Genomic DNA, 13584 nt, shown 5'->3' on the forward strand with positions numbered 1-13584 from the left:
CTCAGGAGAGGTGACCGAGCGGCCGAAGGTGCAGCACTGGAAATGCTGTGTACTCCAAAAGGGTACCGTGGGTTCGAATCCCACCCTCTCCGCCAATAAATACAATCAACTAAATGATATAGCGTATTTATTTTCTTTATTTTTCTCTGGTCTTACATTTGGTCTTGCCAACCCGCTTCTGAATCGGGCATCTCTTCTTCCAGGTTGATTCACAGAAACCGCTGAAAACTGAGGCGAACCCGAATCTGGCATTCGGTTTGTTCGTCGCTGAGATTGTGCATTTGCTGCAGCCGGTCCAAAGATTCACACAATCGGACAGGGAACTGGACTTCAAAGCGGCCTTTCTGTCAGATTGCTTTGAACCAATATGTTGTTACATAATGAGATATGACCAATAAGCACGCGGACACTACAGCGGCCAACTATCGTGGCGAGGCCATCTCGGCCATGGAGCCGTTGTTGATCGGGGTTGGTTCCAGGCATCGGGCGGCACTGACCGATTTGGCGGTCGAGCTGGCCGTTAGGAGTACCGGCTTTCGTCGCTCCCTACCCGATAGCCTGCTCAGTTCACTTGCTACCCTTGTGCGGGCGATGAATTGCTATTACAGCAACCTCATCGAGGGCCACGACACCCACCCGATCGACATCGAGCGCGCGCTCAAGGACGATTACAGTCAGGATGCCAAGAAGCGCGACCTCCAGCTTGAGGCCAAGGCACATATCGCTGTCCAGCACTGGCTCGACACCGGCGGGCTTAAGGCTCCTGCCACGACAACCCAGACGATCGTCGAAATCCACGGGCGCTTTTGCGAACATCTGCCCGAAGAACTATTGTGGGTCGAAGACCCCCAAACCAAAAAGAAGATCAGGGTCATCCCAGGTGAACTGCGCCAGCGTGACGTGCAGGTCGGCCGACATATCCCGGTCAGCGCATCGGCCGTACCGCGTTTCCTCAAGCGCTACGAGGAGGTTTATGCGAAGCTCGGCAAATCGGAGACCATTATCGCCACAGCAGCGGCGCATCATCGTCTGGTATGGATTCATCCATTCCTGGACGGCAACGGTCGCGTCGCACGCCTCGTTTCGCATGCCACGCTGTTGGATACGCTCGATACCGGCGCGGTCTGGTCGATTGCGCGGGGGCTCGCTCGCAACGTTAACGAATACAAAAGCCACCTCGCTGCCTGCGACGAAATGCGTCGTAACGCTCTCGACGGGCGGGGGAATCTCAGCGAAGAAAATCTCGCCGCCTTTACCGCATTCTTCCTGACCACCTGCATTGATCAGGTGAAATTTATGGAAAGGCTGATGCAACCCGACCAGCTTCGCGCGCGCATCCTCACCTGGGCCGACGAGGAAATGCGCCTGAACAGGCTGCCGCCCAAGGCTAACAATATCCTCGAAGCGTTGCTCTATCGTGGCGAGCTGCCGCGCGGCGAGGTTGCCACCATCGTCGGGACCGGCGAGCGTCAGGCCCGCCGCATCGTTTCCGCCCTTATCGGCCAGGGCGTAGTCACGTCCGAGAGTACGCGAGCACCCCTGCACCTCGCCTTTCCTGCAACGCTCGCGTCACGCTGGATGCCCGGACTGTTTCCAGAGAAGACCGACTGAGACGAGAGCGGGCGGTAGGTGTGTTTTACCGTCCAGATCGCTCACGCGCTGATTCCAGGTGGTGGGTAACTACAGCCCCTAACTCGACATCCGAGATAATATACGCACAAGGAGCCGACCAACCGGCGGCGGGTACCATGGACAGTGTTGAGCTATATTGGGCCCCCAGCAGACACCAAGAGTTTGCTGGAACGGAATTAAGTAGGTCGGCACTCTGCTGTACCCCCCAGTGATCTGGGCCACTAAAAAACTGTCTGCCTTGGAATCGACCTTAGCACACAGCGGGTGAATCGCCCTACTGCCGAGCTGGAAGCGCTGAAAGCTCGGGACGGCCAGAATGTGCTGGAATCGGACGTAAGATTCAACTAGAATATGTGTTATAATCTTTATGGTAGTGCGAAATGTGTGACACCATAACGCGTTCTGTCCCACCCTTGCCACCCTGATCTGGCAGGACGCCACCACATGGTTGCCTTGTTTTTCCTTGCCTTCAAAGACGAAGGCCTGATCATGCTCCCGGCACATTTTCAAAGACCTCTGCCGCAATGCCCGCATTGCCAAGGATGCGCACTGCCAGCTCACCGGGCATGCCTCCACTGGGGAGAAGAGGACGTTCATCCCATTAATGACAGCCTCCACGCACCGGACATGCTCGTTATTATTGGTATGATGATCCTGCTTCCTTTGTTACTGTATCGCTGGCGTCGGCCGAAGAGGGTGCTAGCCCCATGAGTTTTGGTGTCGTTCGCCAAGGCTGGGAAGAATCCTGACTACACAGATATACTGGCTGCATGTTGGCTTAGCCCATAAAATGGATTGCTGAATAGTGTTTTATCAACAAATCAAAAGGATAGATCAGCGCTTGGCGCATTTATCACCGGCCTATTTTACGCTGGTGATGGGAACGGGCGTCATTTCCATATCGGCGGGGCTGCTCCATGTCATGCTTTTGGCAAAAACCCTGCTTTGGTTGAATGTCATTTTTTACGCAGTGCTCTGGCTGTTGAATTTCTGGCGTTTGTACCGTTATGCGCCGGAGATGCTGGCGGATTTCTCCGCCATTCTCAAAGGCTCCGGATTTTTAACCATGGTTGCGGCTACGGCGGTGCTCGGTAGTCAACTGATTATTCTGGAAAATGATCTTGTTCCGGCAACAATCCTTTTAGGAATGGCGACACTACTGTATCTGGCCTTGAATTACGGACTGCTGGCCCGCTTTGTTACGCACCCCCATAAGCCTGGATTGGCCGAAGGGATTTCCGGGGGTTGGCTGCTCCACATTATTGCGCCCCAATCCATTGCGGTTTTGATTTTGTTGCTGGATGCCCGCTGTGCTTTTCTGCCCAGGGCCGAATTTGATTTTATCGCCCTGAGTCTCTGGCTTTTGGGCGGAATGCTTTATATCTGGGTCATGACCCTGATTTTTTATCGGATGATTTTTATGGACTTTATACCTGAGCATCTGCATTCCTCCTACTGGAGCAATATGGGTGCCATGGCTATTTCCACCCTGGCAGGATCACTGTTGGTCCTCAATGGCGAGTCCGCCCCCTATTTGCAGCCCTTGCTGCCTTTCATCAAAGGCTTCACCCTGTTTTACTGGGCAGGTGGAAGCTGGTGGATACCCTTGTTGCTGATCCTTGGCTTCTGGCGTTATGGCATCCGCAAATTTCCGCTGCGTTATGATGCTTCCTATTGGGCGATGGTGTTTCCCGTGGGTATGTATGGTCTGGCCACGCTGCATATGGCGCGAAGCATGCATCTGGTTTTTCTGGATCCACTGGGCCGGGTTTTCTTTTTTCTGGCCCTGACCGCCTGGTCACTGACCTTTCTCGCCATGCTGTACAGCATTCTCCAAGGATTCAGAAAATAGGCATGGTGATCTCGTGAGTGCTGGTTACGGGGTTATCGATCAGCAGCGCAAAGTCATGGTCCTTATTGATCCCCCGGCATGGTTCTGATACTTTCGCGACTTGTGGGTGCAAAGGTGAGTGTTGCACTTTTTGTCTGTTCTCGTCCCTTACCGGACAATTTCAGGTTTACTATGGCGACAACAATCGGTCCCCTCGCAGTGGTAGCTGGTGAACCCCGTCAGGCCCGGAAGGGAGCAGCGGCAGCCGGCAATCCAGGTGCCGGGGTGTGGCTGATTCGCGTCGCCTCCCAATTTTGTGTTTCTCCATGAGTGGATATTTAGCCCTCGCCCGACGCTGGCGACCCCAGCATTTTGACGATTTTGTGGGGCAGGAAGCAGTGGTGTCCGCTTTGCGACACGCCCTGGACTCGGGACGCATCCATCATGCGTTTTTGTTTACGGGTACCCGGGGGGTCGGCAAAACCACGCTGGCAAGACTGCTGGCCAAATGTCTGAACTGCGAACAGGGGGTCAGTAGTCAACCCTGCGGCGTCTGCAGCGCCTGCCAGAGTATCAGCACCGGTAATTTTGTGGATCTGCTGGAAGTGGATGCCGCCAGCCGCACCCGGGTGGATGAAACCCGCGAATTGCTCGACAATGTGCAATACGCGCCGGTCGCCGGTCGCTACAAGATTTACCTCATCGATGAAGTGCATATGCTGTCTACCCACAGTTTCAATGCCCTTCTGAAAACCCTCGAAGAACCTCCGGAGCATGTCAAATTTCTGCTGGCGACCACGGATCCCCAGAAACTGCCGGTGACCATTTTGTCCCGCTGTCTGCAGTTCAATTTACGCAGGCTGGATATACCCCAGATTCAGGGGCGTTTGCAGCAAATCATGGCGGCAGAAAAAGTTGCGGCTGAAGATGCGGCCTTGCAGATATTGGCAAGAGCCGCTGATGGCAGTTTGCGGGATGCCCTCAGCCTACTCGATCAGGCCATTGTTCACGGTGGCGGAGCGGTGCGCCGTGAGGGTGTCTTGAACATGCTGGGGCGTAGCGGTGACGATACCATCATGCTCATCATTGCCGCCCTGATTGCCCAGGATGCCGGGCAGGTGTTTGCTCTGGTCGACGATCATCTGGCACGAGGTCTGGATGCCGCCGGACTTTTGGATCGCTTGATTGAAGGCGTCCATCGTTTGAGTCTGGCGCAGTTTGTGCCCCTCGCGACTGAGAGCGAAGATGCCGAACTGGTGGAGCAGCTCCGTGATAAAATCAATCCGTTAATGTTGCAATCCTGGTATGCCCTGCTGCTTTCGGCACGCCGGGATTTTCAGCTTTATCCCGACCAGCGCATGGCGCTGGAAATGGCTTTTTTGCGGGTGCTGAGCTTTTCTTTAACGGGAGCAAAGGCTCCGCCGCCGCAGTCCACCCCTGAACCGGAGTCCGCTCCAGAAAAAGGCAAGGACGCTGATCAAGCTGCAGCAGAACAACAAGCGCAATCAACTCCAAAATTCCAGTCCGCAGCGCCGCAGGTTGTGGACCAGGTCCGCGAACCCGCCCCGCAAATGCAACACGATGCGCTGTCCTCATCCGCCAGCCCGGCAGTTTCCTGGCGCGACATGATTCCCGCCTTGAAGCTGTCACCACTTCTGCAGGAACAACTGCGTCACGGCCAGGCCCTGCGCTGCGCTGCCGAGAAAGTGGATTTATTGATCGAGCCACGTTATTTGGCTTTTATCATTAAAGAGAAGGCTCGCATTCTGCAGGCGTTGAGTGATTATTTTGGTCAGGCGCCGCAACTCAGCATTGCGGCTTTGACCGAGGAAAGCGGGGTGGGGAGTCTGATTGCCGAGGAAGAGGCCCGGATTGCGGCACGGATGCAGGAAGCACAGGCGAGGGTGGCCAACGATCCCAGCATCCGGCAATTTACCGAAGTCTTGGGTGTTCAGGTAGAATCCATTACTTTCAGGGACCGGGATCAAGCGGTTTCTGAACATTGATACCATTTACAGGGAGGTAGTGCACGATGAAAGGTGGTTTGGGAAATATCATGAAGCAGGCGCAGCAACTTCAGGATCGCCTGCAGAAAACCCAGGAAGAGCTGGCCCACATTGAAGTACAGGGGCACGCAGGGGGTAATCTGGTCGAAGTGACCATGACCTGTCGCCATGATGTCCGCAAGGTCCGCATTGATCCTTCATTGCTGGCCGACAATGATCAGGAAATGTTGGAGGATCTGGTGGCGGCAGCCGTCAACGATGCCGTGCGCAATGCCGAAAAAGTCAGTGCCGAGCGCATGTCGGAAGTGACCGGCGGGATGAGCATTCCGGGCATGAACCTGCCTTTCTGAGATGGCTGATGTTCCGAGTATGGAGGCTTTGGAGGCGCTGTTAAGGCGCCTTCCCGGTATCGGGCCGCGTTCTGCGCAGCGCATTTGCTATGACCTCCTGGTGCGCAAACGTCATCTACTGCCCCAACTGGCAGCGGCCTTGGAGCGCGCCCATGCGGCGGTGCGTTTTTGTGAGCGTTGCAATAACCTCAGTGAAGCACCTTTATGCAGTATTTGCCGGGGTGAGCAACGCGATCACTCCGTGCTCTGTATCGTGGAGTCTCCGGCAGACCTGCGTGCCATAGAAGATACCGGGGTGTTCAGCGGCGATTTTTTTGTGCTGATGGGGCATTTATCCCCTCTGGATGGTGTCGGACCAGAAGCCCTGCACCTAGATCGCCTCAGCCAGCGTTTGGCAGAAACGGGCTTGCAGGAAGTGATATTTGCCACCAACCCCACCCTTGAAGGCGAAGCCACTGCCCAGTTTTTAGCGGAGCTGGTCCCCGCCGGCATCACCATCAGTCGGATTGCCCACGGCGTGCCGGTGGGTGGCGAGTTGGAATATGTAGATCGCGGTACCCTCGGACGGGCGATGCATGGACGTCGCCTGTTGGATGAATAGTTAAAATAACCACTTGAGAGAGGAAGCTGTCAGATGCTGGCTACAGGAGTAACGCCTCCGGGCGGTAATGTGTTCTTTTTACTGATGGGCGCCATTCTGGTGTTTGCCATGCACGGCGGTTTTGCTTTTCTGGAACTGGGCACCGTGCGCCGCCGCAGTCAGGTCAATGCGTTGGTGAAAATCCTCAGTGATTTCGGCATCTCCACCATTGTCTATTTTTTTATCGGTTATCACATTGCCTACGGCATCAGCTTTTTCGGGAACGTCCATACCCTGACAGCCGGTGATCATGGCTTTGAAATGGTGCGTTTTTTCTTTCTGCTGACCTTTGCGGCAGCGGTGCCAGCCATCATTTCCGGCGGTATTGCCGAACGTGCCCGTTTTTATCCGCAGTTGCTGGCAACGGCCTTTCTGGTGGGATTGGTATATCCCTTTTATGAAGGCATTGTCTGGGACAACAATTATGGGGTTCAGGCCTGGTTTACCCAGACTTTCGGGGCTCCTTTTCATGATTTTGCCGGCTCGGTGGTGGTCCACGCCATGGGCGGCTGGATGGCCCTGATGGCCGTGTGGTTGCTGGGACCCCGGCGGGGCCGCTATGGCAAGGATGGAAGCATCCATGCCATGCCTCCCTCCAATATTCCTTTTCTGGCGTTGGGTTCGTGGATACTGATTATTGGCTGGTTTGGCTTTAACGTCATGAGCGCCCAGCAACTGGCCCAGGTACAGGGGCTGGTGGCCCTGAACTCATTGATGGCTCTGGTGGGCGGTATGCTGGCGGCGCTCGCGGTGGGTAAGGGCGATCCCGGTTTTGTGCATAACGGCGCCCTGGCGGGTCTGGTGGCCATTTGTGCAGGGTCTGATGTGGTGCAACCCATCGGCGCTTTGGCTATTGGTGCCATTGCCGGGATCATTTTTGTGTATTTATTCACTTTCGTACAACATCGTCTGCGTTTGGATGATGTCCTCGGGGTCTGGCCCCTGCATGGGGTTTGCGGCGTCTGGGGGGGGCTGGCCGTCGGCATTTTTGGTCTGAAAATGCTCGGTGGCGCCGGGGGGGTCAGTTTCTGGTCCCAACTTCTGGGGACCAGTCTGGGGGTGCTGATCGCCCTGGTTGGCAGTGCTGTTGTCTACGGCACCATCAAGGCGTTCATTGGCATTCGTCTCGATGCTGAAGCCGAGTATGCCGGTCCGGATTTGAGTATTCATCATGTCAGCGCGTATCCTGAGGAAGATATCGAGAGGGCCTGAACATGGATGATGCTTGTGCGGCATTAACGCTGGAGCAGTTGCCAGTCTTGCCCCGGCGCTCTCTAGACGCGCACAAGGGCCAGTTTGGTCATGTTTTTGTGCTCGGTGGAGCGCCGGGGATGGGTGGGGCCTTGGCCCTGGCCGCTACGGCGGCCTATCGAGTAGGCGCAGGACTGGTAACGGCTGTCGGACATCCTGCAGCTGTTCCCTATCTGGCTGCAGAACTTCCCGAGGCGACCTGGTGGGACTGGCCTGCCAGCTTTGCCGCTTTGCCCAAAAATGCCGTGCTGGCAGCAGGCCCCGGCTTGGGGCAGGGTTTGGCCGCTCATGACATGCTGCGCGAACTGGGTCAGCTCAGTTGTCCTCAGGTCTGGGATGCGGATGCTCTCAATATTCTGGCGCGCTTTGGTCCCTCCCTTTTGTGCAGTGAAGCCATTCGCCTGTTTACGCCCCATCCGGGGGAAGCCGCCCGCTTGCTGGGGCTGGACAACAGCGCTGCGATTCAGGCAGATCGCCTGGGAGCCATCCAGGCACTACAATCCCGCTATGGCGGATACTGGGTATTGAAGGGGCAGCACAGCCTTTTGCGGGGAGAAGGGGATTGCTGTTATTGTCCTTGGGGAAATCCGGGTATGGCCACCGGCGGCAGTGGCGATGTGCTGACCGGGCTGCTGGCAGGTCTGCTGGCCCAAGGCTTGCCTCCTCATGAAGCCCTGCTGCTCGGGGTGGCTGTTCATGCCCTGGCAGGCGATCGCGCCGCCCGCCAACTAGGTCCCGAGAGCCTGCTGGCCCGCGATATTCTCAACGCCGTGCCTTATGTCCTACAGGAGTTGAAGTCTCTTGACGTCTGATACAGAAATGCTGAAAGCCTGGGATCGCCGTTATTTCTGGCATCCCTTCACCCAGATGCAATGTTATGGCGATGATGATCCCTGGATCATTGACCGGGCCGAAGGGCATTATCTGTATAATATGGATGGTGAGCGCTGTCTCGATGCGGTGGCGAGTCTCTGGTGCAATGTGCATGGTCATCGTCATCCGCGCCTGGATCGCGCCCTGCTGGAACAACTCGGCAAAGTGGCCCATAGCACCAGTCTGGGTGCCAGCAATCCCCCGGCCATACGGCTCGCCAAAAAACTGGTGGACTGTACGCCGGAGTCTCTGCAGCACTGTTTTTTTAGCGAAGATGGATCCGAAGCCGTGGAGGTGGCCATCAAAATGGCCGCTCAGTACTGGGTCAATATCGGGCAACCGCAAAAGCATCTTTTTTTGACCCTGGATAATGCCTATCACGGCGACACGGTAGGCGCGGTTTCGGTGGGTGGATTTCCACTGTTTCATGAAGTGTATGGCAATTTGCTGTTTCCGACCCGGCGGCTGCCCAGTCCTTATGTTTTACAATGGGAACAGTGCCAGGGCGATGGCCAAGCCGCTGCGAGGCTCTGGTTACAAGCCCTGGAAGCGTTGTTGAGGGCGGAAAAAGATGATATTGCCGCGCTGATTCTGGAAGGGGGGGTACAGGGGGCGGCAGGCATATTGCCTTTTCCTCCGGGAATCCTGCAAGGTGCGCAACAGTTGTGTAATGCCCATGATGTGCTGTTGATTGTGGATGAAGTGGCGACCGGGTTTGGGCGCAGCGGCAAACTGTTTTCCTGCGAAAGGGAAGGGGTTGAACCGGACCTGCTGGCATTGGGCAAGGGCTTGAGTGGCGGGTATCTGCCCATTGCCGCGACCCTGGCCTCAGAAAAAATCTATCAGGCTTTTCTTGCGCCTTTTGGCGAGGCCCGGCAGTTTTATTACGGACATACTTTTACGGCCAATCCTTTGGCCTGTGCGGTGGCTCTGGAAAATCTCGACATTTTTGCCGAGGACTCGCTACTCAGTGAGCTGCCGGAAAAAATCGCCAGACTACAGAAAGGACTGGAGCGATTTCGCGGCCAAGCCTGGGCTGGCGACCCCCGTCAATTTGGTCTGATGGCGGCCATTCCTTTGCGCAATCCGGCTACGGGCGCGGCTTATCCCTATGGTGAGCGGGTAGAATACATGGTGTGCAAACGTGCCCGGGAAATGGGGGTCTATAGTCGCCCCTTGGGGGATTTGCTGACCATTGTTCCCCCTCTGTCGGTGACAGCAGCGGAAATAGACACTATTCTCCAAACATTATTTGACGCCATGGCGGAAGGAAACAAACAATGACGACGGCTCAGGAAATCATGACCCGTGCAGCCACTACGGTGCAGGCGGAAGATTCTGTGAAGAATGTCGGTAAAATCCTCTTGCAGTCAGGGCATCACAGCATTCCGGTGGTCAATGCTGACGGGCACCTGGTCGGCATGATCGGCGAGCGGGATCTGATTGATGCCAACCGCGAGGTCCACCTCCCCACCATGCTGACCATTCTCGATGGACTGATCCCTCTGGGGGGTATGCATGAATACGAGGAAGAATTGCGCAAGGCGACAGCAGTGACTGCTGCGCAGTTGGCGACAACCAAGGTGGTCACGGCAGGACCTGATGAGTCTGTGGATGATGTAGCGGAAAAACTCCTGCGCAAGGAAGTACACGCCCTGCCCGTCGTGGACTCGGCAGGGAAATTGCTGGGCATCATCACCCGCTCTGATATTCTCCGGCATCTGTTGCGGTCCTGAGCATTTTATTGACTGATGGATTGGATTTTTTCCAGCGCTCGCATCTGTCAGGCCTGGGGGGCTGAGCTTGCTCGGCGTATTCAGGTCCCTGCCGTGATTTATCTAGAAGGTGATCTGGGAGTCGGAAAAACCACTCTGGCCCAGGGCATGCTCCGTGCCCTGGGAGTCACCCAGTCCATCAAAAGTCCGACCTATACCCTGCTCGAAAGCTATGACACGCACTCCGGGCTGGCCCATCATCTTGATCTGTACCGACTGAATGATCCGGAAGAACTGGAATTTATTGGTATCCGTGATTATCTGGCAAGCCCGGCCTTATGGCTGATCGAATGGCCGGAAAAGGGCGAAGGGCATTTGCCCCCCCCGGATTTGCAGCTGAATCTGGATATTCATGCCGATGCCGCGCATCGCCTGTCAGCCAAAGCGGGCAATCCCCGGGCCGCAGCCTGGTTGCAGGGTTTGCCTGATCCAGCTGGGCGTCAGACATGAGTGCTGAGGCCCGTACTCCTGCCAGAGTTCAGCGCCTGGACGCTACCCTGGCTAACCAGATTGCCGCTGGTGAGGTTGTCGAAAGGCCCGCTTCCATTCTCAAAGAGCTTCTGGAAAACAGTCTGGATGCTCAGGCTAGCCGCATTACCGTTCATCTTCAGGCAGGCGGTATGGATATGCTCAGCGTGGAAGATGATGGCACGGGCATTAACCCGGAAGATCTCCCTCTGGCCCTGGAGCGCCACGCCACCAGCAAAGTAGCCAGCTGGGAGGATTTGCAGGCTATCCAGACCATGGGCTTTCGCGGCGAGGCTTTGCCCGCCATCGCTTCGGTAGCGCGGGTAGAAATTCTGAGCCGAACCCGTGATTTGGGACAAGGGGCGCGGATCGCGGTTCATGGCGGCGAGCAAATTCGTTCGGAGCCCGCAGCCCGGGCGCCGGGCACGACGGTACGGGTGGCTGATCTGTTTTATAACGTGCCTGCACGTCGCAAGTTCCTGCGTTCGCCTGCGGCTGAGTTGTCGCGGGTCCAGAAAGTACTTCGGCAGATTGCCCTGGCCAATTTCCCGGTAGCTTTTCAACTCCTGCAAAATGATCGCAGTTTGGTGCAATTCCCCGCAGCCCATGACTCCGCTGCCTGCGCGGCGCGGGTGGCTGCCGTTCTGGGCGAAGGTTTCATGGCCAATGCCTTGTATCTGGAGCAAAGCGATCGTGATCTGTCTTTGCGGGGCTGGCTGGGCTTGCCCACCTACAATCGGGCGCGGGGCGATGAACAGTACTTTTTCGTCAATGGTCGCCCGGTGCGTGACCCGGTGCTGAGCCATGCCTTGCGGGCAGCTTATCAGGATGTGTTGTTTCAGGACCGGCACCCCTTATATGTTTTGTATCTCGACCTGCCTCCCGAACAGGTAGATGTCAACGTGCATCCGGCCAAGGCGGAAGTGCGTTTTCGGGATGGTCGTGCAGTCCATGATTTTCTCTTTCATACCCTGCGCAGGATTATTGCCAGGCAGGGCGCGGGTTTGCCGCAGGTGACCGTCCCCATTCAGCCTAACCTGCAAGCCGTGACGGCAAGTCGGGATTTTTCCGCCGCAGCAGCCCGGGCGCCGCTGACTTATACGCCTTCTATCCAACAGCCTCTAAGCAGTGTGGGCGAGGCTCAAACAGCTGCTTACTGGGAACAGATGGTGGCTACCGGCACAGCACCCGGGGCGGCCAGCCTGACTGTTGAAGCTCCACTGGAAGCTCAAGAGCAGAGCCCTTTGAGCCCGGAATATCCATTGGGGCAGGCCCTGGCTCAGATCCATGCCCGTTTTATCGTGGCGCAAAACCACGAGGGCATGATTCTCGTAGATCAACATGCAGCCCATGAGCGCATCCTCTACGAGAAGATGAAAAAGGCCTGCCAACTTGATGATAAACAGCAGTTTTCCATTCCCGAGTATTTGCATGTGACGGCGGCGCAGCTGGCGCGCTTTGAGGAGAATCAGGAGGTTTTGAAAGCAGCAGGTCTGGATATCAGCATTGCCGGACCGGGTACCCTGGCCATTCACGGCGCACTGCGCTCACTGGACCCCCGCAGTTATGCGCAACTGGTCGCCGAGTTGCTGGATGCAGAAAAACCCTGGGGGCAGGGTGATGTTGAGGGTGACCCGGTGCTGGCTGAAATGGCCTGCCGGGCAGCCATCAAAACCAGCCGCCGCCTGACCCTGGAGGAAATGAACAGCCTGCTCCGCCAACTTGAAGCCACCCCTCGATTTGGACAATGCAACCACGGCCGTCCCACCGTGGTGCAATTTTCCCTGGCGGACCTCGACCGCCTGTTTCTGCGCGGGCGATGATTCCCGCACTGTTTCTGATGGGGCCGACGGCCAGCGGCAAGACGGATCTGGCCATGCGCATCGCCGACCACTTTCCGGTAGACATCATCAGCGTCGATTCTCTATTGGTGTATCGCCATTTTGATATTGGCAGCGCCAAACCCGATGCAGCATTGCGACAGCAATATCCCCACGCCCTGGTGGATATCCGTGAGCCTGACGATCCCTATTCAGCGGGTTTGTTTCGGGAAGATGCCTTGAATTGTATTTCCGAAGCCCGCAGCCGGGGTCGTATCCCTGTGCTGGTGGGTGGTACGGGGTTGTATTTTCGCGCCCTGGAGCGCGGCATTGATGCGCTGCCTCCTGCTGATCCGGAAATGCGTCAACAATTGCTGGCTGAGGCGGCACTGCGGGGCTGGCCAGCATTGCACCAGCGTCTGGCGGATCTGGATCCGCAGACCGCCGCCGGCATCCAATCCAACGACCAACAACGCATTCAGCGTGCCCTGGAAATCATCCAGCACACCGGCGCACCGCTAAGCGCCTCTCGACACTGGCAAGGCGCTTTCCCCGGCCCGCTCCGGAAAATCGTCCTGCGCTCACCCCGTTCCTGGCTGCATGGGCGCATCCAGCAACGTCTAGATGCCATGCTCGCAACCGGCTTTGTCGATGAAGTAATCGCCCTGCAGCAACGCCATTATGCCGCTGATCTGCCCGCCTTGCGGGCTGTGGGTTACCGTCAGTATTTTGCCTGGCTGGAGGGCCAATACAGCGCTGAAGATGCCTATGCCGCAGCTCTCGCCGCAACCCGGCAACTGGCCAAACGTCAGGATACCTGGTTCAAACGCGAAACTGCCGATATTCTGCTGGATCCTTCAGCGGCGGGTGCGACCGCGTATTTGCTGGACTGGATTTGCCAGCAAATTCCCCATGAGTTATGCACTGCATGCAGATGA

At 56.6% G+C, this 13584-nt stretch carries 12 protein-coding genes, 1 tRNA gene and 1 other RNA gene; all 14 read left to right on the forward strand.

The features are described 5' to 3' along the window. Window positions 1–4 precede the first annotated feature (4 nt). Window positions 5–95: transfer RNA gene (locus tag AC2VLR_RS10330), tRNA-Ser, on the forward strand. Window positions 96–387: 292 nt separating this feature from the next. Continuing rightward, window positions 388–1611, forward strand: a complete 1224-nt coding sequence (locus AC2VLR_RS10335; protein ID WP_486882038.1) for a Fic family protein — start codon at window positions 388–390, stop codon at window positions 1609–1611. Window positions 1612–2473: 862 nt separating this feature from the next. Continuing rightward, window positions 2474–3484, forward strand: a complete 1011-nt coding sequence (locus tag AC2VLR_RS10340) for a tellurite resistance/C4-dicarboxylate transporter family protein (protein ID WP_486882039.1) — start codon at window positions 2474–2476, stop codon at window positions 3482–3484. Between the two features lie 182 nt (window positions 3485–3666). Further along, an RNA gene (gene ffs / locus AC2VLR_RS10345) (signal recognition particle sRNA small type) lies at window positions 3667–3763 on the forward strand. 26 nt (window positions 3764–3789) lie between these two features. Then, entirely contained in the window at window positions 3790–5469 is a 1680-nt protein-coding gene (dnaX, locus tag AC2VLR_RS10350; RefSeq protein ID WP_486882040.1) for a DNA polymerase III subunit gamma/tau, read from the forward strand. A gap of 26 nt (window positions 5470–5495) precedes the next feature. Next, a complete protein-coding gene (locus AC2VLR_RS10355; protein WP_101538552.1) occupies window positions 5496–5819 on the forward strand; it encodes a YbaB/EbfC family nucleoid-associated protein in 324 nt (107 codons plus the stop codon). Window position 5820: 1 nt separating this feature from the next. Next, on the forward strand, window positions 5821–6420 hold the full coding sequence (recR, locus tag AC2VLR_RS10360) for a recombination mediator RecR (protein ID WP_486882041.1): 600 nt from the start codon (window positions 5821–5823) through the stop codon (window positions 6418–6420). Between the two features lie 33 nt (window positions 6421–6453). Then, the gene (locus AC2VLR_RS10365) at window positions 6454–7671 is read left to right on the forward strand and encodes an ammonium transporter (protein ID WP_486882042.1); all 1218 of its coding nucleotides are present in this window, start codon (window positions 6454–6456) and stop codon (window positions 7669–7671) included. A gap of 2 nt (window positions 7672–7673) precedes the next feature. Next, window positions 7674–8522, forward strand: coding sequence for an NAD(P)H-hydrate dehydratase (locus AC2VLR_RS10370; protein WP_486882043.1), 849 nt, complete (start codon window positions 7674–7676; stop codon window positions 8520–8522). Further along, window positions 8512–9867 carry an adenosylmethionine--8-amino-7-oxononanoate transaminase gene (gene bioA, locus AC2VLR_RS10375; RefSeq protein ID WP_486882044.1) on the forward strand — a complete coding sequence of 452 codons (1356 nt, stop codon included), beginning with the start codon at window positions 8512–8514 and terminating at the stop codon, window positions 9865–9867. Before AC2VLR_RS10370 ends, bioA begins: the two co-directional genes overlap by 11 nt. Beyond that, a complete protein-coding gene (locus AC2VLR_RS10380; RefSeq protein ID WP_486882045.1) occupies window positions 9864–10319 on the forward strand; it encodes a CBS domain-containing protein in 456 nt (151 codons plus the stop codon). The genes bioA and AC2VLR_RS10380 overlap by 4 nt, the downstream gene beginning before the upstream one ends. A gap of 15 nt (window positions 10320–10334) precedes the next feature. After that, window positions 10335–10808 (forward strand): tRNA (adenosine(37)-N6)-threonylcarbamoyltransferase complex ATPase subunit type 1 TsaE, encoded by a 474-nt coding sequence (gene tsaE / locus AC2VLR_RS10385; RefSeq protein WP_486882046.1) that lies wholly within the window; start codon window positions 10335–10337, stop codon window positions 10806–10808. Beyond that, window positions 10805–12649: a DNA mismatch repair endonuclease MutL gene (gene mutL, locus AC2VLR_RS10390; protein ID WP_486882047.1), complete on the forward strand. Its 1845-nt coding sequence runs from the start codon at window positions 10805–10807 to the stop codon at window positions 12647–12649. Before tsaE ends, mutL begins: the two co-directional genes overlap by 4 nt. Then, window positions 12646–13584 carry a tRNA (adenosine(37)-N6)-dimethylallyltransferase MiaA gene (miaA, locus tag AC2VLR_RS10395; RefSeq protein ID WP_486882048.1) on the forward strand — a complete coding sequence of 313 codons (939 nt, stop codon included), beginning with the start codon at window positions 12646–12648 and terminating at the stop codon, window positions 13582–13584. The genes mutL and miaA overlap by 4 nt, the downstream gene beginning before the upstream one ends.

Source organism: Acidithiobacillus sp. TH-A117 (assembly GCF_057473465.1).